This window comes from Streptomyces sp. NPDC047117 (genome assembly GCF_040643545.1).
Taxonomy (GTDB): domain Bacteria; phylum Actinomycetota; class Actinomycetes; order Streptomycetales; family Streptomycetaceae; genus Streptomyces.
Window position 1 is genome coordinate 33,547 of record NZ_JBEYUN010000003.1, and the last position, 25,915, is coordinate 59,461.

At 71.1% G+C, this 25,915-nt stretch carries 21 protein-coding genes, 2 pseudogenes and 2 riboswitches; of the genes and pseudogenes, 11 read left to right on the forward strand and 12 right to left on the reverse strand.

Features of this window, described 5'->3' with window-relative positions; translation table 11 throughout:
- Window positions 1–8: 8 nt before the first annotated feature.
- Both scpA and ABZ840_RS06130 read right to left on the reverse strand, forming a co-directional pair.
- On the reverse strand, window positions 9–2,189 hold the full coding sequence (gene scpA, locus ABZ840_RS06125) for a methylmalonyl-CoA mutase (protein ID WP_361554068.1): 2,181 nt from the start codon (window positions 2,187–2,189) through the stop codon (window positions 9–11).
- Window positions 2,189–3,997, reverse strand: coding sequence for a methylmalonyl-CoA mutase family protein (locus ABZ840_RS06130; RefSeq protein WP_361554071.1), 1,809 nt, complete (start codon window positions 3,995–3,997; stop codon window positions 2,189–2,191). The genes scpA and ABZ840_RS06130 overlap by 1 nt, the downstream gene beginning before the upstream one ends.
- Before the next feature lie 166 nt (window positions 3,998–4,163).
- Window positions 4,164–4,343, forward strand: a riboswitch (cobalamin riboswitch).
- A 227-nt stretch (window positions 4,344–4,570) separates the two neighbouring features.
- On the opposite strand from ABZ840_RS06130, the gene ABZ840_RS06135 reads away from it, so the two are divergent.
- From ABZ840_RS06135 to ABZ840_RS06155, 5 genes are read left to right on the forward strand one after another with little or no spacing between them, the layout of a single operon-like run.
- Entirely contained in the window at window positions 4,571–6,094 is a 1,524-nt protein-coding gene (locus ABZ840_RS06135; RefSeq protein ID WP_361554074.1) for a CoA-acylating methylmalonate-semialdehyde dehydrogenase, read from the forward strand.
- Window positions 6,095–6,100: 6 nt separating this feature from the next.
- Window positions 6,101–7,249 carry an acyl-CoA dehydrogenase family protein gene (locus tag ABZ840_RS06140; protein ID WP_361554077.1) on the forward strand — a complete coding sequence of 383 codons (1,149 nt, stop codon included), beginning with the start codon at window positions 6,101–6,103 and terminating at the stop codon, window positions 7,247–7,249.
- Window positions 7,246–8,343 carry an enoyl-CoA hydratase/isomerase family protein gene (locus ABZ840_RS06145; RefSeq protein ID WP_361554080.1) on the forward strand — a complete coding sequence of 366 codons (1,098 nt, stop codon included), beginning with the start codon at window positions 7,246–7,248 and terminating at the stop codon, window positions 8,341–8,343. The genes ABZ840_RS06140 and ABZ840_RS06145 overlap by 4 nt, the downstream gene beginning before the upstream one ends.
- Window positions 8,344–8,363: 20 nt before the next feature.
- Window positions 8,364–9,260: a 3-hydroxyisobutyrate dehydrogenase gene (gene mmsB / locus ABZ840_RS06150; protein WP_361554083.1), complete on the forward strand. Its 897-nt coding sequence runs from the start codon at window positions 8,364–8,366 to the stop codon at window positions 9,258–9,260.
- Window positions 9,257–10,048, forward strand: coding sequence for an enoyl-CoA hydratase (locus tag ABZ840_RS06155; RefSeq protein ID WP_361554086.1), 792 nt, complete (start codon window positions 9,257–9,259; stop codon window positions 10,046–10,048). Before mmsB ends, ABZ840_RS06155 begins: the two co-directional genes overlap by 4 nt.
- 74 nt (window positions 10,049–10,122) lie before the next feature.
- Here ABZ840_RS06155 and metE read toward each other — a convergent pair whose 3' ends face one another.
- From metE to aceA, 4 genes and pseudogenes are all read right to left on the reverse strand, one after another.
- On the reverse strand, window positions 10,123–12,441 hold the full coding sequence (gene metE / locus ABZ840_RS06160) for a 5-methyltetrahydropteroyltriglutamate--homocysteine S-methyltransferase (protein ID WP_361554089.1): 2,319 nt from the start codon (window positions 12,439–12,441) through the stop codon (window positions 10,123–10,125).
- A gap of 164 nt (window positions 12,442–12,605) precedes the next feature.
- Window positions 12,606–12,825, reverse strand: a riboswitch (cobalamin riboswitch).
- A gap of 218 nt (window positions 12,826–13,043) precedes the next feature.
- Window positions 13,044–13,651: pseudogene (locus ABZ840_RS06165) on the reverse strand (3-hydroxyacyl-CoA dehydrogenase family protein).
- Window positions 13,648–15,245, reverse strand: a pseudogene (gene aceB / locus ABZ840_RS06170) (malate synthase A). The pseudogenes ABZ840_RS06165 and aceB overlap by 4 nt, the downstream one beginning before the upstream one ends.
- Window positions 15,246–15,340: 95 nt before the next feature.
- Window positions 15,341–16,624, reverse strand: coding sequence for an isocitrate lyase (gene aceA, locus ABZ840_RS06175; protein ID WP_361554092.1), 1,284 nt, complete (start codon window positions 16,622–16,624; stop codon window positions 15,341–15,343).
- 426 nt (window positions 16,625–17,050) lie between these two features.
- Between aceA and ABZ840_RS06180 the strand changes: the two genes are divergently transcribed.
- Window positions 17,051–18,460, forward strand: a complete 1,410-nt coding sequence (locus ABZ840_RS06180; RefSeq protein ID WP_361554095.1) for a short-chain fatty acyl-CoA regulator family protein — start codon at window positions 17,051–17,053, stop codon at window positions 18,458–18,460.
- Window positions 18,461–18,527: 67 nt separating this feature from the next.
- On the opposite strand, the gene ABZ840_RS06185 is transcribed toward ABZ840_RS06180, so the two are convergent.
- Window positions 18,528–19,163 carry a GNAT family N-acetyltransferase gene (locus ABZ840_RS06185; RefSeq protein WP_361554098.1) on the reverse strand — a complete coding sequence of 212 codons (636 nt, stop codon included), beginning with the start codon at window positions 19,161–19,163 and terminating at the stop codon, window positions 18,528–18,530.
- A gap of 166 nt (window positions 19,164–19,329) precedes the next feature.
- Here ABZ840_RS06185 and ABZ840_RS06190 point away from each other — a divergent pair, with 166 nt between their 5' ends.
- On the forward strand, window positions 19,330–19,671 hold the full coding sequence (locus tag ABZ840_RS06190) for a VOC family protein (RefSeq protein WP_361554101.1): 342 nt from the start codon (window positions 19,330–19,332) through the stop codon (window positions 19,669–19,671).
- Between the two features lie 78 nt (window positions 19,672–19,749).
- A complete protein-coding gene (locus ABZ840_RS06195; protein WP_361554104.1) occupies window positions 19,750–20,346 on the forward strand; it encodes an MBL fold metallo-hydrolase in 597 nt (198 codons plus the stop codon).
- Window positions 20,347–20,424: 78 nt separating this feature from the next.
- Here ABZ840_RS06195 and ABZ840_RS06200 read toward each other — a convergent pair whose 3' ends face one another.
- Complete coding sequence (locus ABZ840_RS06200; protein ID WP_361554107.1) at window positions 20,425–20,796, reverse strand: VOC family protein; 372 nt, start codon at window positions 20,794–20,796, stop codon at window positions 20,425–20,427.
- Window positions 20,797–20,939: 143 nt separating this feature from the next.
- Between ABZ840_RS06200 and ABZ840_RS06205 the strand changes: the two genes are divergently transcribed.
- The gene (locus tag ABZ840_RS06205) at window positions 20,940–21,401 is read left to right on the forward strand and encodes a MarR family transcriptional regulator (protein WP_361554110.1); all 462 of its coding nucleotides are present in this window, start codon (window positions 20,940–20,942) and stop codon (window positions 21,399–21,401) included.
- 484 nt (window positions 21,402–21,885) lie between these two features.
- Here the strand turns inward: ABZ840_RS06205 and ABZ840_RS06210 are convergent, their stop codons facing one another.
- The 3 genes from ABZ840_RS06210 to ABZ840_RS06220 form a co-directional block, all read right to left on the reverse strand.
- The gene (locus ABZ840_RS06210; protein WP_361554113.1) at window positions 21,886–22,098 is read right to left on the reverse strand and encodes a MarR family transcriptional regulator; all 213 of its coding nucleotides are present in this window, start codon (window positions 22,096–22,098) and stop codon (window positions 21,886–21,888) included.
- Complete coding sequence (locus tag ABZ840_RS06215) at window positions 22,083–22,337, reverse strand: hypothetical protein (protein ID WP_361554116.1); 255 nt, start codon at window positions 22,335–22,337, stop codon at window positions 22,083–22,085. Before ABZ840_RS06215 ends, ABZ840_RS06210 begins: the two co-directional genes overlap by 16 nt.
- Before the next feature lie 292 nt (window positions 22,338–22,629).
- Window positions 22,630–23,217 (reverse strand): hypothetical protein, encoded by a 588-nt coding sequence (locus ABZ840_RS06220; RefSeq protein ID WP_361554119.1) that lies wholly within the window; start codon window positions 23,215–23,217, stop codon window positions 22,630–22,632.
- 163 nt (window positions 23,218–23,380) lie between these two features.
- Between ABZ840_RS06220 and ABZ840_RS06225 the strand changes: the two genes are divergently transcribed.
- Entirely contained in the window at window positions 23,381–23,989 is a 609-nt protein-coding gene (locus tag ABZ840_RS06225; RefSeq protein ID WP_361554121.1) for a TetR/AcrR family transcriptional regulator, read from the forward strand.
- Between the two features lie 88 nt (window positions 23,990–24,077).
- Here ABZ840_RS06225 and ABZ840_RS06230 read toward each other — a convergent pair whose 3' ends face one another.
- Window positions 24,078–24,434, reverse strand: a complete 357-nt coding sequence (locus ABZ840_RS06230) for an STAS domain-containing protein (protein ID WP_361554123.1) — start codon at window positions 24,432–24,434, stop codon at window positions 24,078–24,080.
- 512 nt (window positions 24,435–24,946) lie between these two features.
- Here ABZ840_RS06230 and ABZ840_RS06235 point away from each other — a divergent pair.
- A complete protein-coding gene (locus ABZ840_RS06235) occupies window positions 24,947–25,903 on the forward strand; it encodes a helix-turn-helix domain-containing protein (protein ID WP_361554126.1) in 957 nt (318 codons plus the stop codon).
- Window positions 25,904–25,915: the final 12 nt, after the last annotated feature.

Below are 25,915 nucleotides of genomic sequence, written 5' to 3' on the forward strand. Positions count from 1 at the left end.
TCACCGGCTCACAGATCGCCGTGGCCGAGGGCGGCCGCGAGCCGTGTCACCAGGTCGTACGCCGCGTCGGGAATCACCGTGCCGGGCGGGAACACCGCCGCCGCTCCCATCTCCAGCAGCGTCGACACGTCCTGCGGCGGGATCACTCCGCCGACGACGATCATGATGTCGTCGCGGCCCTCCTCGGCGAGCGCTTCGCGGAGCGCGGGAACGAGGGTGAGGTGGCCTGCGGCCAGGGAGGACACCCCGACGATGTGCACGTCCGCCTCGACGGCCTGGCGGGCCACCTCGGCCGGAGTCTGGAACAGCGGGCCGACGTCCACGTCGAAGCCGAGGTCGGCGAAGGCCGTGGCGATGACCTTCTGGCCGCGGTCGTGGCCGTCCTGGCCCATCTTGGCCACCAGGATGCGCGGCCGGCGGCCCTCGTCGTCGGCGAAGGTGTCCACCAGGGCCCGGGTGCGCTCCACGTTCGGGGACTCGCCTGCTTCGTTGCGGTACACACCGGAGATCGTACGGATCTGGCCCGCGTGCCGTCCGTACACCTTCTCCAGGGCGTCACTGATCTCGCCGACGGTCGCCTTCGCGCGGGCCGCGTTCACCGCGAGTTCCAGCAGGTTGCCCTCACCGCCGGCGGCACGGGTGAGTGCGTCCAGTGCGTCCTGGCAGGCCCGCTCGTCGCGCTCCGCGCGCAGCCGCCGCAGCTTCTCGATCTGCTGGGTGCGTACCGAGGAGTTGTCGACCTTGAGGACCTCGATCTCCTCGTCGCTGTCGACGCGGTACTTGTTCACACCGATCACCGGCTGGCGGCCGGAGTCGATGCGGGCCTGGGTGCGGGCCGCGGCCTCCTCGACGCGCAGCTTGGGGATGCCCGCGTCGATGGCCTGCGCCATGCCGCCCGCCTGCTCGACCTCCTGGATGTGCTGCCAGGCGCGGCGCGCCAGGTCGTACGTCAGCTTCTCGACGTACGCGCTGCCGCCCCACGGGTCGATCACACGCGTCGTACCGGACTCCTGCTGGATCAGCAGCTGAGTGTTGCGGGCGATGCGGGCCGAGAAGTCGGTGGGCAGCGCGAGCGCCTCGTCGAGCGCGTTGGTGTGCAGCGACTGGGTATGGCCCTGGGTGGCGGCCATGGCCTCCACGCAGGTGCGCGTGACGTTGTTGAAGACGTCCTGGGCGGTGAGCGACCAGCCGGAGGTCTGGGAGTGGGTGCGCAGCGAGAGGGACTTGGTGTTCTTCGGGTCGAACTGCTTGACCAGCTTGGCCCACAGCAGGCGGGCCGCGCGCAGCTTGGCGATCTCCATGAAGAAGTTCATGCCGATCGCCCAGAAGAAGGAGAGCCGGGGGGCGAAGGCGTCCACGTCCAGGCCCGCCTCCCGGCCGGCCCGGATGTACTCCACGCCGTCGGCGAGGGTGTAGGCCAGCTCCAGGTCGGCCGTCGCGCCGGCCTCCTGGATGTGGTAGCCGGAGATGGAGATGGAGTTGTAGCGGGGCATCCGCTGCGAGGTGTACGCGAAGATGTCGGAGATGATCCGCATCGAGGGCTTGGGCGGATAGATGTAGGTGTTGCGAACCATGAACTCCTTGAGGATGTCGTTCTGAATGGTCCCCGCCAGCTTCTCCGGCGGTACGCCCTGCTCCTCGGCGGCGACGATGTACAGCGCGAGGACCGGCAGCACCGCACCGTTCATCGTCATCGACACCGTCATCTTGTCCAGCGGGATGCCGTCGAAGAGCTGGCGCATGTCGTAGATGGAGTCGATGGCCACGCCCGCCATGCCGACGTCACCGGTCACCCGCGGGTGGTCGCTGTCGTAGCCGCGGTGTGTGGGCAGGTCGAAGGCGACCGACAGGCCCTTCTGACCGGCCGCCAGGTTCCGCCGGTAGAAGGCGTTGGACTCCTCGGCCGTGGAGAAACCCGCGTACTGGCGGATGGTCCAGGGCTGGTTGACGTACATCGTCGGGTACGGGCCGCGCAGGTACGGCGCGGTGCCGGGGAAGGTGGCCAGGAAGTCCAGGCCCTCCAGGTCCTGCCCGGTGTAGAGCGGCTTCACCGGGATGCCTTCCGGCGTTTCCCAGAGCCGGTCGTCGCCGTCGGCGGCCTTCTTGAAGGCCGCGCGCCATTCGTCGGTGGCCGCGCTGCCGGTGGTGGGTGTCCCCAGGTCGATCGCGGAGAAGTCGGGGATGGACATCAGGACACTCCCATGCGGTCGAGCGTGGCGGAGAGCACGGCAACGGCGTCGCCGCCGGCGGACACGTAGGTGTCGATGCCCGCGTACGTGCCGGGGCGGCCGGCGAGGAACACGTGCTGTGCGCCCGCTTCCCGGAGCGACTGTGCGGCGGCCTCGGCCTGCTCCTCGTACAGCGTGTCGCTGGAGCACAGGCACACTTCCCGGGCTCCGCTCTCCTCGAAGGTGCCTTCGGTGACGGGCTCGATGCCGCCCGCCTGGAAGAGGTTGGCGGCGAAGGTGAGCCGGGCGGTGTGCGCTGCGGCCGGGCCGAGCGCGGCGAGGAAGACGCGGGGCCGTGTGCCGGTGGCGGCGAGGTGGGCGTCGGAGCGGGCCCGCAGCGCCTCGTACGCCTCGTCCCGCCGTACCCGGGGCAGGCCCCCGGTCGGCGGCTCGGGCGCGGGTTCGCGGACGACCGGCTTCTCCGCCAGGTGCGGGAACTCGCTGACCCCGGTGAGGGGTTCGCGTCGCGCGGCGAGCTTGGCGGACCGCTGTGACCAGGACTCGGCCAGCCGCTCGCCGACCATGCCGGAGCGCAGTGCCGCCGCCTGCCCGCCGGACCGCTCGATCTCCTGGAAGAAGTCCCAGGCCGCGTGCGCGAGCTCGTCCGTGAGCCGTTCCACGTACCAGGAGCCGCCCGCCGGGTCGATCACCCGGGCAAGGTGCGATTCCTCGATGAGGATGGTGGAGGTGTTGCGGGCGATACGGCGCGCGAACGCGTCCGGCAGCCCGAGCGCGTGGTCGAAGGGCAGTACGGTCACGGCGTCGGCGCCCGCCACCCCTGCGGCCAGTGTGGCCACCGTGGCGCGCAGCATGTTCACCCACGGGTCGCGGCGCGTCATCATCACCGGCGAGGTCACCACGTGCTGGAGCTGCGCGCCCGCCTGTGGTGCTCCGCACGCCTCGGCCACCCGGGCCCACAGCCGGCGTGCCGCGCGCAGCTTGGCGACGGTCAGGAACTGGTCGGCGGTCGCGGCGTACCGGAACTCCAGCTGCGCGCACGCCTCTTCGGTGCTCAGTCCGGCGTCGGTCAGCTCGCGGAGGTAGGCGACGCCCGTCGCCAGGGAGCAGCCCAATTCCTGGGCCGCGGATCCGCCTGCCTCGTGGTACGGCAGGGCGTCCACGGTCAGCGCCCGTATCCCGGGGTACCGCGCGGCGCACGAGCGGGCCAGTTCGGTCACGGGGGCGATGTCGTACGAGCGTCCGGTGCGGGCCTCGTGGCCCAGCGGGTCGCCGCCCAGGTTGCCGCGAGCGGCGTCGGAGGCGACGCCACGCTCCTCGTACAGCCGCAGCAGCTCCCGCGCGGCCGGTGCGACCTCGTCGCCCGCGTCCAGGACGACGGGAGCCAGGTCGAGGTACACGCCGTCGAGGGCGCGGCCCAACGAGGCGACGGGAATGCCGGACCCGCCGACGGCCAGCCACAGGGAGGTGACGCCGTTTTCCAGGTCGGCCAGGACGGCGTCGCCGTCCGCGACCGTGTGGCGCTGGCGTACGTCCCAGCCGCCGGCCGTGTTGCCCTCGGCCCGGCCGCCGCGCACGAAGGGCGCGAAGCCGGGCAGGCCGGAGTCGGGCGCGTGGTCGCGCGCGGTGTAGAGGGGACGGGTGCGAAGCCCGTCCTCCAGCGCGGTGGACAGGGCGTACTCCGCCTCGGCGCCAGAGACTTCCTTGCCCGACTTGCGCAGCACACCCGCTACCAGGTGCTGCCACTGCTCATGTGTCGCGTCAGGGAACTCGGCCGCCAGGGAAAGCCCGTCGTCAGGCAGGACCGTCATGCTCGGATGTTAGGCCACGTTAACAATGGAGCGGCAGAGGGCATGGTTGTGACCTTGTTCTCTTCCGCTGGGTGGCATGAACCGCCGCCCTGCCGGGGTAGGGGACCGGGCCCCCGTTGAGAAGCGGCGGATGGGCCGGCGGGGGTGGAATTACTAGGACGTCCAACTATATAGTCGCCGTCAAGGCCCGCGGTGCAGGGAAGCCGGTGCGATTCCGGCGCGGTCCCGCCACTGTGACCGGGGAGTACGCCGCCGAGCAGCACGCCACTGACGAGAGACGTCGGGAAGGCGGACGGCGCACGCTGATCCGGGAGTCAGGATACCGGCCGCGGGATGTTCCGTGTTGTCCACGAGGATGGAGCTGACACGCATGGCATCGGTGCGCGTTCACGATACCGGCGGTCCCACCCGGCCGACCGTGATTCACCGAGGAACCCCACCGCACGCGGCCGCCACGGCCTGACGGTCCCTCCGCCATACGCGATCTCGCGCGCCCCCGCACACGTACGTCACCGCGTCCGTGTGCGACGGCACCGCGCGCCATCCCGGATCACCTGACGAGAGCAGGCACCCATGATCCGCGCAACCGACCGCGCCTCCGTGCGCGAGCTGACCCACTACGTCGGCGGCAAGCACACCCCGGGAACCTCGGGGTCCTACGGCGACGTGTACGACGCCAACACCGGCGAGGTCCAGGCCCGTGTGCCCCTCGCGAGCAGGACCGAGACCGAAGCGGCGATCGCCGATGCCGCACTGGCACAGCGGGAGTGGGGCGACTGGAACCCCCAGCGCCGCGCCCGTGTCCTCATGCGGTTCCTCCAACTGGTCGAGCAGGAGAAGGACGAGCTGGCCAGGCTGCTGTCCTCCGAACACGGCAAGACGGTCGCCGACGCCCACGGTGACATTCAACGTGGTCTGGAGGTGGTGGAGTTCGCGGCAGGCATTCCCCACCTGGCGAAGGGCGAATTCACCGACAACGCCGGCACCGGCATCGACGTCCACTCGCTCCGCGCGCCCCTCGGAGTGGTCGCCGGCATCACCCCCTTCAACTTCCCGGCGATGATTCCTCTCTGGAAGGCCGCACCGGCCCTGGCCTGCGGCAACGCCTTCATCCTCAAGCCTTCCGAGCGGGATCCCTCCGTCCCGCTGCGCCTCGCCGAACTCTTCCTGGAGGCCGGCCTGCCACCCGGCGTCCTCAACGTCGTCAACGGCGGCCGGGAAACCGTCGACACCCTCCTCGAAGACCCCCGCGTCGCCGCCCTCGGCTTCGTCGGCTCCACACCCGTCGCCGCGCACGTCTATGCCACCGCCGCCGCCCACGGGAAGCGCGCCCAGTGCTTCGGCGGCGCCAAGAACCACCTGATCGTGATGCCGGACGCCGACCTCGACCATGCCGTGGACGCACTGATCGGCGCCGGATACGGCTCCGCCGGTGAGCGCTGCATGGCCATCTCCGTCGCCGTCCCCGTGGGGGAGGAGACCGCCGACGCATTGGTCGCCCGCCTCAAGGAACGCATCGCCGGGCTCCGCATCGGCCGCAGCGACGACCCCGACTCCGACTTCGGACCGCTCGTCGGCAGGGACGCCGTCGACCGGGTCCGTTCGTACGTCGATCTCGGTGTCGAGGAAGGCGCCGAACTGGTAGTGGATGGGCGGGACTTCACCCTCCCCGGGCACGAGAACGGCTTCTTCGCCGGGGCTTCCCTGTTCGACCGGGTCACCCCTGCCATGCGCATCTACCAGGAGGAGATCTTCGGCCCCGTCCTGACCGTCGTCCGCGCCGCCGACTACGAGGAGGCCCTGCGCCTGCCCAGCGAGCACGAGTACGGCAACGGCGTGGTCATCTTCACCCGCGACGGCGACACAGCGCGCGACTTCACCCGGCGCGTCGACACCGGCATGGTCGGCGTCAATGTACCCATCCCGGTGCCCGTCGCGTACCACACCTTCGGCGGCTGGAAGCGGTCCGGCTTCGGCGACCTCAACCAGCACGGCCCCGACGCCATCCGCTTCTACACCCGTACCAAGACGGTCACCTCGCGCTGGCCCGCCGGCCTCCGGGAAGGCGCCGGCTTCACGATCCCGACGATGGGCTGACCCGCCATGACCAGCACTCTGCTCACCGAGGACCAGCAGGCCCTCGTCGAGACCACCCTCGACTTCACCCAGGACCACCTCGCCCCGCACGCCCTCGAATGGGACCGCGACAAGCACTTCCCCGTCGATGTCCTCCGCAAGGCCGCCGGGCTCGGCCTCGGCGGTGTCTACGTCCGCGAGCGGTCCGGCGGCTCCGGCCTCAGCCGCGCCGACGGCGTCCTCGTCTTCGAAGCCCTGGCCTCCGGCTGCCCGTCCGTCGCCGGTTACCTGTCCATCCACAACATGGTCGCCTGGATGATCGACCACTACGGTGACGCCGCGCAGCGCGAGCGATGGCTGCCGCGCCTCTGCGCCATGGACGACCTGGCCGGCTACTGCCTGACCGAACCGGGCGCCGGCTCGGACGCCGCGGCCCTCACCACCCGGGCCGTGCGGGACGGGGAAAGCTGGCTGCTCAGCGGGGTCAAACAGTTCATCTCGGGGGCAGGCGCCGCCCAGCTGTACGTGGTGATGGCCCGCACCGGCGGCGACGGTGCCGACGGGGTCTCCGCGTTCGTCGTCGACAAGGACGACCCCGGCGTCTCCTTCGGCCCCAACGAGCGGAAGATGGGCTGGAACGCCCAGCCCACCCGCCAGGTCGTCCTGGACGCCGTCCGGCTGCCCGCCGACCGCCTCCTGGGCGGCGAGGGCCAGGGCTTCCGCATCGCCATGAACGGCCTCAACGGCGGGCGCCTGGGCATCGCCGCCTGCTCCCTCGGCGGCGCCCGCAGCGCCCTCAACGCCGCCCTCGCCCACCTCGCCGACCGCGAGGCGTTCGGGCAGCGGCTCCTCGACGCACCGGCGCTGCGCTTCCGCCTCGCCGACATGGCGACCGAGCTCACCGCGGCGCGCGCCCTCGTCCAGCAGGCCGCCCAGGCGCTGGACCGCGGTGACCCACAGGCCCCGTACCTGTGCGCGATGGCGAAGAGGTTCGCCACCGACATCGGCTACTCCGTTGCGGACCGGGCGCTGCAGCTGCACGGCGGTTACGGGTACCTCAGCGAGTACGGCATTGAGAAGATCGTCCGAGACCTGCGGGTCCACCAGATCCTGGAAGGAACCAACGAGATCATGCGCGTCATTGTGGCCCGCGGCCTGACGGAGGCGTTCGGATGACCGACGCGACCGGCACCACCGGCATCGAAGAACCCGTCCTGCTGCGCACCTCCGGCCGGGCCGCCCACCTCACCCTCAACCGCCCCAAGACCCTCAACGCCCTGACCCACACCATGGTCCGCCGCATCGACCGGGCGCTCACCACTTGGGAGGACGATCCGACCGTCGAGACGGTGGTGGTAACCGGCGCGGGGGAGCGAGGCCTGTGCGCGGGCGGCGACATCCGCGCGATCCACGACGACGCACGCAACGGCGACGGCAGCGCCTCCGCCGCGTTCTGGCGCGACGAATACCGCCTCAACGCCCGCATCGCCCGCTACCCCAAGCCGTACGTCGCCGTCATGGACGGCATCGTCATGGGCGGCGGTGTCGGCATCTCCGCACACGGCAGCGTCCGCCTCGTCACCGAACGGTCCCGGATCGCCATGCCCGAGACCGGCATCGGCTTCGTACCGGACGTCGGCGGTACCTATCTGCTCGCCCTGGCCCCCGGCGAACTGGGCACCCACCTCGCCCTGACGGGCACACCGGCCGGCGCCGGGGACGCCCTGCTGTGCGGACTAGCCGACCACTACGTACCGTCCGCCGCCCTCGGACAGCTCGTCGACGACCTGTCCCGCCTGCCCGTACGGGAGGCGCTGAGCCGCCACGTGCACACCCCGCCACAGGGGGAACTGGCCGAGCGGCGGGAGTGGATCGACACCTGCTACGCCGCCGACACGGTCGAGGAGATCGTCGGACGGCTGCTCGACCACGGCGACCCGGCCGCGAAGGAAGCCGCCGAAACCCTCATCGCCAGGTCGCCCACCGCCCTGAAGGTTACTCTCGCGGCGCTGCGCAGGGCCCGCCGGCTCGGCCCGCTGGAGCGCGTTCTCGACCAGGAGTACCGGGTCTCCTGCGCGGCACTGACCACCCCCGACCTGGTCGAGGGCATCCGTGCCCAGGTCATCGACAAGGACCGGAATCCGCGCTGGTCACCGGCCACCCTCGCCGAGGTTGCCGACGCCGACGTCGCGCGTTTCTTTGCCCCTCTCGGCGCGCGCGAACTCGGACTCGCCGCAGGAGACGGCGCCACGACGGAGGTGATTTGGTGAACCACACGGGGGGTGACCCGGTGAGCAGGACCGTCGCGTTCGTCGGGCTCGGCCACATGGGTGGCCCGATGGCGGCCCATCTCGTGAAGTCCGGCCACCGGGTGCTCGGGCACGACCTGGACGCCGCCGCCCTGGACAGAGCCGTGGCGGCAGGAGTGGTACGGGCGGAGTCCGCGGCCGAGGCGGTCACGGCGGCGGACGTGGTCCTCACGATGCTGCCCGCCGGCCGACACGTCCTCGGCCTCTACGACGGCATCCTCACCGCCGCCCGTCCCGGCACCCTCTTCGTCGACTGTTCGACCATCGACGTCGCCGACGCCCGCACGGCCCACCAGCGGGCCGCGGCATCCGGCATGCGGGCCCTGGACGCCCCGGTGTCCGGCGGTGTGGTCGGCGCCGAGGCCGCCACGCTGACCTTCATGGCCGGTGGGGGAGAAGAGGAATTCGCCGAGGCGCGTCCGCTGCTGGAGGCCATGGGCAAGAAGGCCGTCCACTGCGGTGACGCGGGCGCCGGTCAGGCCGCCAAGATCTGCAACAACATGATTCTCGGCGTCTCCATGATCGCCGTGAGCGAGGCATTCGTCCTGGGCGAGCGGCTCGGCCTCTCCCACCAGGCCCTGTACGACGTGGCGTCGACGGCGTCGGGGCAGTGCTGGGCGCTCAGCGTCAACTGCCCGGTCCCCGGACCCGTACCGACGAGCCCGGCCAACCGGGACTACCGCCCCGGCTTCGCCGCCGCCCTGATGGCCAAGGACCTCGGCCTGGCCGCCAACGCGGTACGAGCGGGTGGCGTCAACGCCGAACTTGGGCTGCGTGCAGCGGAGTTGTACGCCTCCTACGCCGAGCGCGCCGGAACTACGGAGGATTTCTCCGGCATCGTCCGCACGATAAGGGAACACGACGGAGGGCAGCCGTGACCACGCACCCGCCCGCGGAGCACGAGACGATCCGCGTCGAACGCAAGGGCCGTACCGCCCTGCTCACCCTCAACCGGCCGAAGGCCCTCAACGCGCTGAACCTCCAGGTCATGAACGAGGTCGTGGCCGCCACCGAAACCCTCGACCGCGACCCGGACTGCGGCTGCGTGGTGATCACCGGCTCCGAGAAGGCGTTCGCGGCCGGCGCCGACATCAAGGAGATGCGGCCCCACGACTACATGGACATGTATCTCGCCGACTGGTTCGCCGCCTGGGACCGGCTCGGACAGCTGCGCACACCGACCGTCGCGGCCGTCTCCGGCTACGCGCTCGGCGGCGGGTGCGAGCTGGCCATGCTCTGCGACATCCTGCTCGCCGCCGACACCGCCGTCTTCGGGCAGCCGGAGATCAAGCTCGGTGTGATTCCGGGCATCGGCGGCTCCCAGCGGCTGACCCGGGCGGTCGGCAAGGCCAAGGCCATGGAGATGTGCCTGACCGGGCGGACCATGGACGCGGCCGAGGCCGAGCGCGCCGGGCTCGTCTCCCGAGTCGTGCCCGCCGCCGACCTGCTCGGCGAGGCCCTCGCGGTCGCCGAGACCGTCGCCGGCATGTCGCTGCCGGTGGCGATGATGGCGAAGGAGGCGGTCGGCCGGGCCTTCGAGACGACGCTCGCCGAGGGCGTCCGCTTCGAACGCCGCCTCTTCCACGCGGTGTTCGCCACCGCCGACCAGAAGGAGGGCATGAGCGCCTTCGCCGACAAACGGCCACCGGAGTTCCGCCACCGCTGACGCATCCTCAGGCCTCCCGGACGGGCGTACCGAAGTACGTCCGTCCGGGAGGACACCTCAGCGGTTCACCGGAATCAGTGCGCGGGCAGCTCGCCGCGGACCGTGCGGGCCGCGGCGACCAGGTTCTCCAGCGAGGCGCGGGTCTCGGACCAGCCGCGGGTCTTCAGGCCGCAGTCGGGGTTGACCCACAGCCGCTCGGCGGGGATCGCCTCCAGGCCGGTGCGGAGCAGCTCCGCCGCCTCCTCGGCGCTGGGCACGCGCGGGGAGTGGATGTCGTACACGCCGGGCCCGGCCTCCCGCGGGTAGCCGTGGGAGGCCAGTTCGCGCGCTACCTGCATGTGGGAGCGGGCGGCCTCCAGGCTGATGACATCGGCGTCGAGGTCGTCGATGGCCTGGACGATGTCGCCGAACTCCGCGTAGCACATGTGCGTGTGGATCTGCGTGTCCGGGCGCACCCCACTGGTGGTGAGGCGGAACGCCTCGGTCGCCCACGCCAGGTAGGCGGGGTGGTCGGCGGCGCGCAGCGGCAGGGTCTCGCGCAGCGCCGGCTCGTCCACCTGGATGACGGAGGTGCCCGCCGCCTCCAGGTCGGTCACCTCGTCGCGCAGCGCGAGCGCGACCTGGCGGGCGGTGTCGGCGAGGGGCTGGTCGTCGCGGACGAAGGACCAGGCGAGCATGGTGACCGGGCCGGTGAGCATGCCCTTGACCGGGCGGTCGGTCAGCGACCTGGCGTACTCCGTCCAGCGCACCGTCATGGGCTCGGGACGGGAGAGGTCACCGGCCAGGATCGGCGGCCGGACGTAGCGGGTGCCGTAGGACTGGACCCAGCCGTGCTGCGTCGCGAGGTAGCCGGTGAGCTGCTCGGCGAAGTACTGGACCATGTCGTTGCGTTCGGCCTCGCCGTGCACCAGGACATCCAGGCCGGCCTTCTCCTGGAAGGAGATCACCTCCTGGATCTCCGCCTTGATGCGCTCCTCGTAGCCGGCCGTGTCGATCCGGCCCGCACGCAGGTCGGCGCGGGCGGTGCGCACCTCGCCGGTCTGCGGGAAGGAGCCGATGGTGGTGGTCGGCAGCAGGGGCAGACCGAGGTGGGCGCGCTGTGCCGCGGCCCGTTGGGCGTACGGCTGGGAGCGTCGGCCGTCGGCCTCCGTGACGGCCGCGGTACGGGCGCGTACGGCCGGGTCGCGGGTGATGGGGGAGCCGGCGCGGGAGGCCAGGTCGGCGCGGTTGGCGGCGAGTTCGGCCGCGATCGTGTCGGTGCCCTGGGCGAGACCCTTGGCGAGGGTGACGATCTCGTTGGTCTTCTGGCGGGCGAAGGCGAGCCAGCGCAGGATCTGCGGTGCGATGTCGCGCTCGGGGGCCGTGTCGAGGGGGACGTGCAGCAGGGAGCAGGAGGCCGACACGTCGACGCGGTCGGCCAGGCCGAGGAGCGTGCCGAGCGTGGCGAGCGACGTCTCCAGGTCGTTGACCCAGATGTTGCCGCCGTTGACGACACCGGCGACCAGCCGCTTGCCGGGCAGCCCGCCGACGGCGGCGAGGGCGTCCAGGTTGGCGGCGGCCGCCTCGGTGAAGTCCAGGGCGAGGCCCTCGACGGGCGTCTTCGCGAGCACCGGCAGGGCGTTGCCGAGGCGGTCGAAGTAGGTGGCGGCCAGCAGCTTCGGGCGGTCGGTGAGGGCGCCGAGGTCGCGGTAGGCACGCTCGGCGGCGTTCAGTTCGGCCGGGGTGCGGTCCTGTACGAGGGCGGGCTCGTCCAGCTGGACCCACTCGGCGCCGGCGGCACGCAGATCGGCGAGGATCTCGGCGTAGACGGGAAGCAGCCGGTCCAGCAGCGTCAGCGGGTCGAAGTCGGCGGCGACGCCGGGCGCCGGCTTGGCGAGAAGCAGGTAGGTGACCGGGCCGACCAGGACCGGACGGGCCGTCAGCCCCAGGGCGACGGCCTCCTTCAGCTCGCCGACCTGCTTGGCGGAGTCGGCGGAGAACACCGTGTCCGGGCCCAGCTCGGGAACCAGGTAGTGGTAGTTGGTGTCGAACCACTTGGTCATCTCCAGTGGTGCGACGTCCCGCGTACCGCGCGCCATCGCGAAGTAGCCGTCGAGGCGGTCCGTTGCGACGGCGTCGCGGTGGCGGCCGGGCACCGCACCCACCATGACGGTGGTGTCCAGCACGTGGTCGTAGTACGAGAAGTCGCCGGTCGGGACCTCGTCGATGCCGGCGTCGGCCAGCTGCTGCCAGTTGGTGCGGCGCAGTTCGGCGGCGGTGGCGCGGAGGGCGTCAGCGGTGACGCGGCCCTTCCAGTACCCCTCGATCGCCTTCTTCAGTTCCCGGTTCTGGCCCTGGCGCGGGTAGCCGTACACGGTGGCCCGTGCTGCCGCGGCTGCGGACTTCGCTGTCACGGAGATCTCCTTCGCGAGATGAATCCCTGAGATCCCGGCAACGGGACGAGAACGCGAAGGGGTGACCCACCGGGCGGGTGTGGCCTCGCGCGGCAATGCGCGGCTTCCGCCTGGTAAGAAACGCCGACCCGCCCTCGAGGTCACCGGGATGCCGCGCACGAGTCGTCCGCACGCGGGCAGATGGCAGGTCTTCGGACTCATGGGCGCGTCCTCACCGAGGAGGACATCTACTGGCCGTCGCTTCCCAGACCCACTCGGGCCCAGTGCGTATGACGGCGGTCGTTCCCACACACCGCTGCGGGGCAGTCCCGGATTCCCACCGGGTTCCCTCTTGCGACGCATCCCGCCTGGCGGGCGGGGCGAACCAGCTGCACCGAACACCCTACGGGCCGCTCCCGTTCCGTGGCGGATCACGTCCGTCATTCGGATGGTGAGCTGAGACACACGGTCACGGTGCTGAACACGGGCAGCGGGCGGGAAGCACCGCACGCGCACTTCCCGCCCGTTTCCTGCGCGCACTCGCCGGTTCCCTCGGCCGGCGGTGCGTTCCGGGCCCCTCCGCCCGGTGGTCCGGGCACCCTCCGCCCGGTCGTGCCGGGAGCTCAGTCCCGGCCGTACACGTGGAACCCCCGGCCGGACTTGCGGCCCAGCAGCCCCGCCTCGACCGTCCGCTGGAGCAGCGGAGGAGGGGCGTAAAGGGGTTCCCTGAACTCGTCGTAGAGCGATTCGGCGATCGACGCGACGGTGTCGAGCCCGATCAGACGCGAGCCTGAGCGGACCCATGGGGTGGGCGCAGCCCAGTTCCATGCCGGTGTCGATGTCGGCGGCGGTGGCGAAGCCGGACTCCGCCATGTGGACCGCGGACAGCAGGTAGGGGACGAGCGGCGCGGTGACGACGAAGCCTGCCCGGTCCTTGACGACGAAGCCTGCCCGGTCCTTGGCGTGGATGACCGTCCTGCCGAGCGTGCCGGTGGCGAAGGCCTCCACGGCGGCGACGGTCTCCGGGGCCGTGTGCAGGGAGGTCACGACTTCCATCAGGGGCAGCACCGGCACCGGGTTGAAGAAGTGCAGTCCCACTACGCGGTCGGCGCGCCGTGGCGTCGGCCTCGCAGACCACCGTGTCCAGCCCGGCCCGCGCGCACACCTCCGCGATGCCCGCGCCCATCTGCCCGCCGCCGACGATCCCGACCCGCCGGATGTCCCCGCTCATGGCTGCTCCACGCGGCGCACGAGGTGGGCGGCGTAGGCGTCCGGAGTGAAGAAGAGCGGCAACTCCCGTGCCAGCGCGTTACGTTCGAACAAGTCCCGCACCTCGTCGACGGGCGCCCACGGGTACTCGGCGCCGAGCGACTCGACTTCCTCGTCGAGCAGCCGCAGGACCGTCTCCCGGTCCAGGGCCCGGTGCCGCAGCCACTGCCAGATCTGGACGCGGGCGATCTCGGCGGTGGCCGCGTCCTCCATGAGGCCGTCCACGGCGACCGCGCCCCGGCCGTGCAGCCAGGCGGCGAAGTAGCGGAGGGCGACCGCGATGTTGGTACGCACGCCTTCCGCCGTGGGCCGTTCGCTGATCCGGCGCACGGACAACAGATGCGCCGCCGTCACCTCGACGTCGTCCCGCGTCCGGTCGATCTGGTGCGGCCGGTCGCCCAGCACACCGTCGTACGCCTCGCGGCACACCGGCACGAGGCCGGGGTGGGCGACCCAGGAGCCGTCGAAACCGTCCTCCGCCTCGCGCTCCTTGTCCAGCCGCACCTTGGCGAGCGCCGCTTCGCGGGCGGCAGGGTCCTTGCCCGGCACCTGCGCCGCCATGCCGCCGATCGCGTGGGCGCCCCGCTGGTGGCAGGTGCGCACCAACAGCTCCGTGTACGCGCGCATGAACGGAGCGGTCATCGTCACCTTCGCGCGGTCCGGCAGCAGGAAGTCGGTGCGGTGACCGAAGGTCTTGATGAGGCTGAACAGGTAGTCCCAGCGGCCCGCGTTGAGGCCCGAGCTGTGCTCGCGCAGTTCGTAGAGGATCTCCTCCATCTCGAACGCGGCGGTGATCGTCTCGATGAGCACGGTGGCGCGGACCGTGCCACGCGGAATGCCCAGGAGTTCCTGTGCCGTGATGAAGATGTCGTTCCACAGCCGTGCCTCGTGGCGGTTCTCCAGCTTCGGCAGGTAGAAGTACGGGCCGTGGCCGGCGTCGATCTGGCGCTGCGCGCAGTGGAAGAAGTACAGCCCGAAGTCGACGAGTGCGGCGGGCACCGGCGCTCCGTCGTACTCCAGGTGCGCCTCGTCCAGGTGCCAGCCGCGCGGCCGGACCACGAGGGTGGCGAGCCGGTCATCGGCGGCGAGCCGGTACTCCCTGCCGTCGGGGGTGGTGAAGTCGATGCGCCGCTGGACGGCGTCGAGCAGAGCGCCCTGGCCGCCGATGATGTTTTCCCAGGTGGGCGAGGTGGCATCCTCGAAGTCGGCCATCCACACCCGGGCCCCCGACTTCAGCGCGTTGACCGCCATCCGGCGCTCGGGCGGGCCGGTGATCTCGACGCGGCGGTCGGTCAGGCCGGGCGCGGGCGGTGCGACCCGCCAGTCGGGGTCGGCCCGGACGGCAGATGTGACCAGGGGAAGTCCAGCGGGGAGCCGCTGGCGAGGCGGAGCGCCTGCCGGCGGCGTTCCTTCATCAGCTCCCGGCGGCGTCCGCCGAACGCCGCGGCCAGCCGGCCGACGAAGTCCAGCGCCGCGGGCGTGAGGATCTCGTCGTGGCGGTCGCCGGGCGCGGCGAGGACGCGGACACGGTGGTTGGGCGGTGCGGTGGTGGTCATCGGGTTCTCCTGAGGGAGGGAGCGGGGGCGGACGGGGACGGTTGTCCGGCCCCCGCTCGGCCGGGCGGACCGGACGGCGACCTCTGAGGGGCGGCCTAGCGGAACTGCTCCGCCTCCGTGGAGCCGGCCAGCGCGGTGGTGGAGGAGGTGGGGTTGACGGCGGTGGAGACCAGGTCGAAGTAGCCGGTGCCGACCTCGCGCTGGTGCTTGACGGCGGTGAAGCCGTGCTCCTGCGCGGCGAACTCCTTCTCCTGGAGGTCGACGTAGGCGGTCATGCCGTGCTCGGCGTAGCCGCGGGCCAGGTCGAACATGCCGTGGTTGAGCGAGTGGAAGCCGGCCAGCGTGATGAACTGGAACTTGTAACCCATCGCGCCCAGCTCCCGCTGGAACTTGGCGATCTGGTCGTCGTCCAGCGCGGCCTTCCAGTTGAAGGACGGCGAGCAGTTGTAGGCCAGCATCTGGTCCGGGTACCGCGCGTGGATCGCCTCGGCGAACTCACGGGCCTGCGCCAGGTCCGGGGTGCCGGTCTCGACCCAGATCAGGTCGGCGTACGGGGCGTAGGCGAGCCCGCGGGCGATGACGGGAGCCATGCCGTTGCGGACCAGGTGGAAGCCCTCGGCGGTCCGCTCGCCCGTCAGGAATTCGGCGTCGCGCTCGTCGACATCGCTGGTGATCAGGTTGGCTGCGAGCGCGTCGGTGCGGGCGACGATGACGGTGGGCACGTCGGCGAGGTCGGCGGCCAGCCGGGCCGCGTTGAGGGTACGGACGTGCTGGGAGGTGGGCACCAGGACCTTGCCGCCCAGGTGGCCGCACTTCTTCTCGGAGGCGAGCTGGTCCTCGTAGTGGATGCCGGCCGCACCCGCCGCGATCATGGCCCTGGTCAGCTCGAAGGCGTTCAGCGGGCCGCCGAAGCCGGCCTCCGCGTCGGCGACGATCGGGGCGAGCCAGTCCGTTGTGTCCCCGGCGTTCTCGGCAGTGGCGATCTGGTCGGCGCGCAGCAGTGCGTTGTTGATCCGGCGCACCACCTGCGGCACCGAGTTCGCCGGGTAGAGGCTCTGGTCGGGGTAGGTCTGGCCGGCCAGGTTGGCGTCGGCGGCGACCTGCCAGCCGGACAGGTAGATCGCCTGGAGGCCGGCCTTTACCTGCTGCACGGCCTGACCACCCGTCAGCGCGCCCAGGGCATGGATGTAGTCGCTCTCGTGCAGCTGCCGCCACAGCCGCTCGGCACCGCGCCGCGCGAGCGTGTGCTCCTCGCGGACACTGCCGGCGAGCCGGACCACGTCCTCGGCGGTGTAGGTGCGCTCGATGCCCTGCCACCGGGGGTCGGTGGCCCAGCGCCGCGCGAGCTCCTCGGCCGCCTGCGTCCTCGCCTCTGCCATGACTGTCACCGTCTCCTCGGTCTGTTGCGTCTGTGGTCTGTCGTGTGTGCGGTCTGTTGTGTCTGCCGTCTGTTGTGTCTGCCAATCCCGTACGTTCTACTCGTACGAGTGGCACTTCGTGTCACAAAGCGCATTGCGGCCCACCGTCACCGGGGGAGGCACTGGTGAGCAATGCTGCCGGTCCGGGCTGCCAACAGTGCCGGGATTACCGACGTCAGAGCAGTAATCGGGTCCCGGTTGTAGGCGGTGCCGGTCGGTTCCGGTGGGCCGCACTGCGACTCTCGCACTGGCACTGAGTGCCAACAAGCGTGGAGCCATGCCAACCTTTGCGAATCTTCCCGCGGCCTTTTGCCAACCTTGCGAAGGCCCCACTGCGCACCTTTCCCCGTACGCTGTGACCGTTCCGCACATGGAGGAGGAGCGCTGGTGAGCAAGACCTACGCGGGGGCGCGGCTGCGGAGACTGCGCGAGGAACGCCGGATGAGCCAGGCGGAACTCGCCCGCACACTGAGCATCTCCCCGAGCTACCTGAACCAGATGGAGCACGACTCCCGCCCGCTCACCGTCCCGGTACTGCTGCGGCTCACCGAGACGTTCGGCATCGACCCGGGCTTCTTCTCCGAGCGCGACACGAGCCGACTGCTGGCGGACCTGCGCGAGGCGCTGGCCGGTGAGGTCGCCGACGCCCGGGTGTCCCCGTCCGACCTCGCCGACCTGGCCTCACGCATGCCCTCGGTGGCACAGGTACTGATCGACCTGGGGCGCCGCAATCAGGCGCTGGCCGAACGGCTGGCCGGTGCCGCCGACGGCCGCGACACCGGCCGCGCGCTGCCGCACTCACCGCACGAAGAGATCCGGGACTTCTTCTACCGCCGCCAGAACTACCTGCACGACACCGACCTCGCGGCCGAGCGGCTCGCCGAGGAGATCGGCATCCGGACCGGCGACGTCGTCCGCGCGCTCACAGCGCGGCTGGCCGACACGCACGGTGTCCGCCTCGCCGCATCCGGCACCGCAGGCCACCTGCACCACTACGACGAGGCCACCCGCACCCTGCACCTGTCGACCCGGCTGCGCCCCGGACAGCGCGCCTTCCGCCTCGCGACCCAACTGGCCCTGCTGGAGTACGACAAGGGCCTGGACCGGCAGGCGGCCGAGGACTTCCCGCCCGGCTCACCCGCTCACGCACTGGCCCGCATCGGCATCGCCAACTACTTCGCCGCCGCGCTGATCCTCCCGTACTCCGCCTTCCACGCGGCGGCCGAGGAGGTGCGCTACGACATCGAGCGGCTCACCGACCGCTACGGTCTCGGCTACGAGACCGTCTGCCATCGCCTGAGCACACTCCAGCGCCCGCGACTGCGCGGCGTTCCCTTCTCCTTCGTCCGCGTCGACCGGGCCGGCAACATGTCCAAGCGGCAGTCCGCGACCGGCTTCCACTTCTCCCGGGCGGGCGGCACCTGCCCGCTGTGGAACGTCTACGAGGCGTTCGCGGCCCCCGGCCGCATCCACGTCCAGGTCGCGGAGATGCCCGACGGCCAGCGCTACCTCTGGACGGCGCGCGCCGTCACCCGGCACCGCGGCGGCTGGGGCGAACCGGGCAAGACCTACGCCATCGGCCTGGGCTGCGAGATCCGGCACGCCCACCGTCTCGTCTACTCGGCGGGGCTGGACCTCGCCAACGCCTCGGCCGCCACCCCCATCGGCATGGGCTGCCGCGTCTGCGAACGCCTCGACTGCCCCCAACGCGCGGCCCCGCCCCTCGGCCGGGCCCTGCAGATCGACCAGAACAGCACCACGTTCGTACCGTATCCGGTGTCGGACACCGCGGGATGACCCACACGCACTGCTCGATGACCCACACGCACTGCCCATCATGTGCTGGTACGGCCTGCGCCGGGCCTCAGGGCCGGTAGACGCACTCCGCCAGCGTCGCGTGCTTCTTCCAGCCCAGCGATTCGTACAGCGCGCGCCCTGCGTCGGTCGCGCCGAGCACGCCGAGGGCCGCCCCTTCCGCCACGGCGTGGTCGGCGAGCGTACGCATCACGAAGGCGCCCAGACCGCGCCGCCGGTGGGCTTCAGCGGTCCCCACGCGGTCGACGACCACGGCTTCCCCCAAGGCAGCCAGCTGCCCGTTGGCGGCCTGCTCGCCCGCCGTGTCCAGCACCCGGACGTAGGTAACGCCGCCGACGGTCTCCACGGACGCGGTGTAGCCCTCGGGCGCGACCGGATGCGTGGCGACCAGGTCAACGGCCATCAGATGTCCGGTGGACTCCCAGGCCACCACCCACTCCCGGGACATCCACGGCTCGATGTTCTCCGGCTCCGCCGGCATCTTCATCCAGGTCCGCGGCTCGGACACCGAGGCGGCGGCGTCGCGGACCAACGACTCCTCGGTTCTGGGCAGGACATGGCGTCCCGCCTCGGAGGGGCTGTCGGCCACCGAGATGTAGAACCCCCAGGGCTTCTCGACCGGCGGAGGCGTACCCCGGGACACGGCCCAGCCCGCCACCCAGGTCCTGACGATGTCCGCAACCATCACGCCCTCCCGAATCACTTACCGAGTAATGGTCACTGGCCGAGGTGGCACATTACGCTTCCGCGCAGCCCCAGGCATCTGAATTCCCGGTCCTCGAAGCCGACCGCATACCGACGGGGGCGAGTCGGGCCGCGATGCCGGGCGCCGGTGGACCTAGCATGGCGGCATGGCCGTCGACCTCTTCGCAGGCATCCCAGTGAGTGACTACGCGGCGGCGCTGGACTGGTACGAGCGGCTGCTCGGCGCCCCGCCGGCGTTCCTCCCGAACGACTCCGAAGCCGTATGGGAGCTGGCGGAACACCGGTACGTGTACGTCGAGCACCGGCCCGCACACGCGGGCCACGCCATGCACACGCTCTTCGTCGACGACCTCGACGCACGCGTGGCAGGCATCGCAGGCCGGGGGCTGGAGCCCACGGACCGCGAGACCTACGCCAACGGCGTACGCAAGGTCACCTACCGGGACCCGGACGGAAACGAGATCGGATTCGGCGGCGCTCCACGCTGACCGCTGACGCGGACTGTTCACGCATCAGCCGGCCGCCTGCCTGCCGCCGTTGGATGTGGCGCATTGAGTTCGAGGGTCATGCGGACAACCAAGTACACCCACGCTTGTGTGCGGCTGGAAAAGGACGGCCGTGTGCTGGTCATCGATCCCGGAATGTGGAGCGAGCCGGCGGCGCTCACGGGCGCGGACGCCGTGCTGGTGACGCACGAACACACCGACCACATCGATGTCCTGCGGCTGGCCGGCCTCGGCGTCCCGGTCCACGCCCCTGCCGAGTCGGACATACCGGGGCTGGAGGTGATCCGGGTGTCGCCCGGCGCGGAGTTCCTGGCCGCCGGCTTCCGCGTACAGGCGGTCGGCGGCCGCCACGCGTCCGTCTACGACGGCCAACCGGGCTGCGCGAACCTCGGCTACGTCATCGACGAGGCGGTCTACCACCCCGGCGACTCTTTGCACGTGCCGGACCAGCCGATCGACACGCTGCTGGTCCCGGTCCACGGTTCCTGGGTGAAGACGGCGGAAGCGATCGACTTCGTCAAGGCGATCGCACCGCGGCGGGCGTTCGCGATGCACGACGCACAGCTCAACGACCGCGGCCTCGCCAGTGTCAACGGATGGTTCGCCGAGGCGACCACTACCGACTACCGGTACCTGAGGCCCGGCGAGTCGGCCTGAGCGCCGCCCCCCCCTGAGCGCCGCCCCTGAGTGTCGTGTCCGGCTGAGCGCTGTGACCGGGACAGCCGGCAGCTGCGGTCAGCCTCCGTGTGCGGTGAGGGCGTACCCCTCGGGGCCTTCGAAAGAGAACATCGGCCCGAAGGGGCTTTCAGTGACCGGGGTCAGGATCTTGACTCCGGCGGTGGTGAGCTGATCGTGGAGCGCGTGGGCGTCCGAGGTCCGGAACCAGAGCGCCACGCCGAGGCCGGGCCGTGCGGTTTCGGCGAGGCCGACGCCCGGGAGTGGCTCGCGTACGGCGAACGGGGTCGGCTTGGTGTCGAACACGACCGCGTGCGGCGGCGAGAACGCGGCCCGGCGCAGCCCCAGGTGCCGCTCGCAGAAGTCGGCGGCCGCTTCCAGGTCGCGGACCTGCAGGGCAATGAAGTCGGGGCCGTCGATGCCGACAGTCATGGGTTTCCTCGATCCGTAGGTCAGAACACGCGCAACGCACACAACGCACGCAGTGAGCAGCAGGTGGCGATGCCGTGCCGCATGTCAGAACTTTGACATTAGGGAGAGTAGGGCGGCGGGTCGACCTATGTCAAAATGCTGACATGAAAGAGAGCATGCCGCCCGAGCCGCCCCACCGCGCGGAGGACGTCACCCAGCACGTGGGGTACCTGCTGAAGCGCGCCCAGTCCGCCCTGCGCGGTGCCATGGACAAGGTTCTGCGTGAGCACGGACTGACAGTGCCGCAGTACGCCACCCTCGAACTCCTGGCCCTGCACCCCGGCATGTCCAACGCCGAGCTCGCCCGCGCGACCTTCGTCACCCGGCAGTCCGGAAACGTCGTCCTTCGGGGCTTGCAGGACGCGGGGCTGATCGCCCGCCCCGACACCGCCGACCACGGCCGCGCCCGGCCCGCCCGCCTCACCGAGGCGGGGCGCACGCGGCTGGCCGCGGTCCAAACCGCCGTCTACGCCGTCGAGCAACGCATGGTCGACGCGATCCCGCAGGACCGCATGACCGCCCTGCTCACCGACCTCGACCACATCGCGGCAGCCCTGGAGGAATGACCCTTCGCGGGATGGCTGTCCCCAAGTGCGCGCCTCGGTACGGGATGTTCTCGCGTTCTCGTTCTCGTGCTCGTGCGTTCTCACGTTTCGCAGTGGGCGTGATCCGCTGCCGGACGCTGTGGGGATCACGGGGGGACCTGGTCGACGGAGGCCGCCCGCAGGGGTACGCGGCCCTGTACGAGGTCATCCGCAACTTCCCGCTGCCGCTGCATTTGGTCCGGACAATCACGACGATCCCGAGGCCCTGCGGGACGTCTTCGGCGGCACCGACTTCTCGGCGGTGCGAAGCAGCCGCACTACGTCGTGGAACACCCAGGATTCACCGTGGTCGTCCTGTATTCCCACGTTCCCGGGGCTGCCGACGGGCCGGTCCATCACCGCCGCTTTCGCCGGCAGCGCGCCGGCCATCGTCCCGGTCGGCCACGCGGGCGCGCCCGTAGCCGGTCACTGAACGGCGGTGGTCGCGGGGCGGGGGGCGGCCCGCTCAGCGCAGCCGATAGGAACGCGTGCGCTCTCCGGTACGCACTATCAGGCCGCGCTCCTCCAGCTGCCGCAGCTGGTACAGCGCCGACGACGGGCTCGACAGCCCCACCCGCCGGCCGATCTCCCGCACCGTCGGAGCCTCGCCGTGTTCGGCGATCCACTCCCGGATACAGGCCAGCATGCGCTCCTGCCGCTCGCTCAGCTCCTCCCGCACGACTCCGCCTCCCGCTCCTCAAGAGCGCGGGCCTGCCTGCGCAGCTCCGCGCGGGTGGCCGCCGAGCGTCGCTCGGTCGCCGTCCAGTACGGATGTGCCGCGATCCGGGCAGAGAGCAGCTGCAGCCGTCGGCGCAGCGCCGTCGTACGGTCCGGCCGCGCGGCGAGGGCGGCATACGTGCGGTTCCAGTCGCGCTGCGCGTCGATCAGGTCCTGAGGGAAAGGGGTGCTTCGCGCCATGGCTCGAATTAGACCACGTGTTCGATTTTCGATGCACGCGGGCCACGCCCGACATGCCGTGCTGTGAGCAGCTGGCGGTGCCCGCGCTGCTCAACAGGTGCAGTGCCCGCGCGGCCACGCCCTTCAGTGGAGCCGCCATCGGTGTCGTGCACGGCCGTCGCCGGGGTCGGTGCTCGCGTCGAAGAGGGGGGTGAGTTCGGCAGTCGATCGGCCACGGAGCCTGAACCCGTCCCGCGAGTGCGGCCCGATCGGCGGAAGTGCCGATCGGGCCCGCGGTGCATGGTGGCTCGCGTCAGGCCGCCGCAGCGGCTTTGCCGGCGCGTGTCATGCGGAGCGCGGAGACGAGGAAGAAGACGCCGCCGAGGAAGGCGTAGCCGGCGAGGCTGCTCAGCGAGGCTTCGTTGCTGCCGGCCTGTGCGAAGAACGATGCACCGGCGAGGGTGGAGATGGCGCCGCTGACGATCATCGCCCACTGGCCTCCCAGTCGGCGTCGAAGGGCGCCGACGATGAGCTGGACGAGTCCTGCGGTGATGGCCCAGACGCCCCAGACCCGCAGGACGGCGGGGATGCCGGACGTGGCGGCGAGGGCCAGGCCGATGCCGGTCAGCGTGCTCAGCGCGATGTTGACGTACAGGCCTCGGACCGGGCCGCCGTTCGCCTTGGCGGACCGTACGTCGACGACCGCGGCCGCCACGTCGAACAGCGGGTAGATCACCAGTAGGGCCGCAGTCAGCGGGCCCAGCTTCGAGGAGGTCGCGAACAGTAGCCCGGCCCACACGGCGGCGAACGCGAAGCGCAGGAAGTACAGCTTGCGCAGGGTCGCAGAAGCACGGGGAGAGGTGGAAGCGGAGGCGGAAGCAGGTTCGACGAGGGTGTCCATGGGAGTGCCTTTCTGGGGCGGGGCGATGAGGTCGATGGCGTGGTTGGAGCGCGGCAATCCGGATTCGAGGGAGAACGTTCTGTCTCCCTAGCGGGATGATGTGCGGGATGCGCCTCCGAGTCAAGACCGAACGTTCTCCCTCATGATGCGTAGACTGGGGAGCATGACGCGGACCAGCAACGACGGCAGTGGCAAGACATCGGAAGCGCGCACGCGACTGCTGAACACGGCGACCCGGATCTTCTACGCGGAGGGCATCCACTCCGTCGGCATCGACCGGATCATTGCCGAGGCGCAGGTGACCCGCGCAACGCTCTACCGGCACTTCGCGGGCAAGGAAGACCTCGTCCTGGCCTACCTCGACCAGGCCGACCGGATGATGCGTGGACAGCTCGCCGATGCCCAGGCGGACGCCGGCTCGGCCGTCGACGCGGTGCGCGCCGTCGCCAAGGCCATCACCGACGGCATCCGGTCCCAGGGGTTCCGGGGGTGTGCTTTCCTCAATGCGGTGGCCGAGTATCCCGACCCGGCGCATCCGGTCCATCAGGCCGTTCTGCGGCACCGGCAGTGGTTTCTCGACACCGTCACGGACCTGTTGGCGCGCGTCGGCGACACGCCCGCAGACGCTGATGCGCGCCACCTGGTCATGTTGAGGGACGGCGCCATGGCGGCGGGCTGCCTCTTCGACCCGGCACTGATCTCCGACACCTTCCTGCGAGGAGTCGAAGGCATTGTGCGGAGCCGCATGCAGGCGCCGGCGCCGGTCGACTGATCTCTACGGTGTGTCCGCCGGAGAGACGGACCGAGGGTTCTCAGCCGAGCTCGGCCGGGGCTTGTCGCAGAGGTAGCGGCCGAAACGGTCAGAGCGCTCCGGCGGTGTCGGTGTCGGCGCTCGTGCTGCCGGCAGCTTCGATGCGGAAGACCTGGTCGAGGCCGGCGATGCGGAGGATTCGCATGGTGTTGGCGGGCACGGCGGCCAGGACGATGTCCGCACCGGCGGCGATGGCGTGATTGCGGGCGGCCAGCAGAGCGGTGATACCGCTGGAGTCGCAGAACTCCATCCCCGCCAGGTGGATCGTCAGCCGCCCCTCCGGCTTCAAGGCGAGGCCGCGGACGCGCGTGCGCAGTTCATCGGAGGTGACGTGGTCCAGTTCGCCGTCGATCTCCACTACGGGACCGGTGGCGGCTTCTCGGACAGCGATTCGCAGTGAGCTCATTTCAGGCGTTCGTCGTCGGGGCCGGACCAGGGGTGGAAGCCGGCCGGGGTTGGCTTCCGCCCGCGCCTCGGGGGCCCGCGCGGCCCGGGGACACTCGCCATTCGCCCCGGCGTCGTATCGTCACGCGGTGAAGAAGTACAGCGAGGAAGACCACCGGACGAGGGTCGCATGGGCCGCGGACTGCGCCGAGCGGGCACCACGCCTTCGGCGGCATTACGCCCTCAAAGCGCTCGCGGCCACAGCCACGGCTACCGGCGCATCCGTAGGTCACCAGCAGGCCGAGGCCCTCACCCGGCGGGAACGCGACTGGCAGGCAGAGCAGCTTCCGGACGGCCTGAGGGCGGAGTTCGTGAAGCGTGTGGTCGTCGAGACGCGAAGGAAGGGCGTCTTCGTCACGGTGAAGAAGGACGAGGACTTCTGGACGCCGATTCTGAAGGCAGTCCGGCCGGTGTGCCGCCCGCCCGGTCCGTGCCGTAGGCGTATCGAAGTCACGCCCCACGTAACCTCTTCCTGTGCCAGCTTCCCGCCTGCATCGCGTCGCCGTCCTTGTGCTGGAGGGTGCGAAGCCGCTCGACGTCGGAATTCCTGCGCAGGTGTTCACGACCCGCGCGAGCATGCCGTACGAGGTGCGGGTGTGCGGGGCGACGCCCGGTCTCGTGACCGGTGGTGACGGTCTCGCGTACTCCGTCGCCCACGGGCTCGACGCGCTTGCGTGGGCCGACATCGTCTTCGTCCCCGGCTACCGGTTCCCGGACCGTGACGACCCGCCGCAGGCCGTCGTCGAGGCGCTGATCGCCGCTCACGACCGGGGCGCGCGGCTCGCCGCCATCTCGACGGGTGCCTTCGCGCTCGCCGCCACGGGCCTCCTCGACGGCAGACGCGCCACGACCCACTGGCACTACACGCGGGCGCTCATGGCCAGACACCCGCTCGTCCAGGTCGACGAGAACGTGCTGTTCGTCGACGAGGGCAACGTGCTCACCTCGGCGGGCGCCGCCTCCGGCATCGACCTGTGCCTGCACATCCTGCGCGGCGACCTCGGCGTGGCCGCGTCCAACCACGCGGCCCGGCGTCTGGTCGCGGCCCCCTACCGCAGCGGCGGCCAGGCCCAGTACGTGCCGCGCAGCGTCCCCGAGCCGCTCGGCGAACGGTTCGCCGCCACCCGCGAGTGGGCGCTGCACCGGCTCGGCGAGCCCCTCACCCTCGACACACTGGCGCGGCAGGCGGGGGTCTCGCCGCGCACGTTCTCCCGGCGCTTCGTCGAGGAGACCGGCTACACACCGATGCAATGGGTGATGCGCGCCCGCATCGACCTGGCCCGCGAACTGCTCGAACGCTCGCAGCGCAGCGTCGAACAGATCGCCGCCGACATCGGGCTCGGCACCGGTGCGAACCTGCGCCTGCATTTCCAGCGCATCCTCGGCACCACACCGAGCGAGTACCGGCGCACCTTCACCCGCGGCGAGTAACCCGCCCGGTAC

Coding starts and splice junctions, on each gene's coding strand:
- scpA (WP_361554068.1), bottom strand. CDS start 2,189: ATGTCCATCCCCGACTTCTCCGCGATCGACCTGGGGACACCCACCACC.
- ABZ840_RS06130 (WP_361554071.1), bottom strand. CDS start 3,997: ATGACGGTCCTGCCTGACGACGGGCTTTCCCTGGCGGCCGAGTTCCCT.
- ABZ840_RS06135 (WP_361554074.1), top strand. CDS start 4,571: ATGATCCGCGCAACCGACCGCGCCTCCGTGCGCGAGCTGACCCACTAC.
- ABZ840_RS06140 (WP_361554077.1), top strand. CDS start 6,101: ATGACCAGCACTCTGCTCACCGAGGACCAGCAGGCCCTCGTCGAGACC.
- ABZ840_RS06145 (WP_361554080.1), top strand. CDS start 7,246: ATGACCGACGCGACCGGCACCACCGGCATCGAAGAACCCGTCCTGCTG.
- aceA (WP_361554092.1), bottom strand. CDS start 16,624: ATGGCAGAGGCGAGGACGCAGGCGGCCGAGGAGCTCGCGCGGCGCTGG.
- ABZ840_RS06185 (WP_361554098.1), bottom strand. CDS start 19,163: ATGGTTGCGGACATCGTCAGGACCTGGGTGGCGGGCTGGGCCGTGTCC.
- ABZ840_RS06190 (WP_361554101.1), top strand. CDS start 19,330: ATGGCCGTCGACCTCTTCGCAGGCATCCCAGTGAGTGACTACGCGGCG.
- ABZ840_RS06195 (WP_361554104.1), top strand. CDS start 19,750: ATGCGGACAACCAAGTACACCCACGCTTGTGTGCGGCTGGAAAAGGAC.
- ABZ840_RS06200 (WP_361554107.1), bottom strand. CDS start 20,796: ATGACTGTCGGCATCGACGGCCCCGACTTCATTGCCCTGCAGGTCCGC.
- ABZ840_RS06205 (WP_361554110.1), top strand. CDS start 20,940: ATGAAAGAGAGCATGCCGCCCGAGCCGCCCCACCGCGCGGAGGACGTC.
- ABZ840_RS06215 (WP_361554116.1), bottom strand. CDS start 22,337: ATGGCGCGAAGCACCCCTTTCCCTCAGGACCTGATCGACGCGCAGCGC.
- ABZ840_RS06220 (WP_361554119.1), bottom strand. CDS start 23,217: ATGGACACCCTCGTCGAACCTGCTTCCGCCTCCGCTTCCACCTCTCCC.
- ABZ840_RS06225 (WP_361554121.1), top strand. CDS start 23,381: ATGACGCGGACCAGCAACGACGGCAGTGGCAAGACATCGGAAGCGCGC.
- ABZ840_RS06230 (WP_361554123.1), bottom strand. CDS start 24,434: ATGAGCTCACTGCGAATCGCTGTCCGAGAAGCCGCCACCGGTCCCGTA.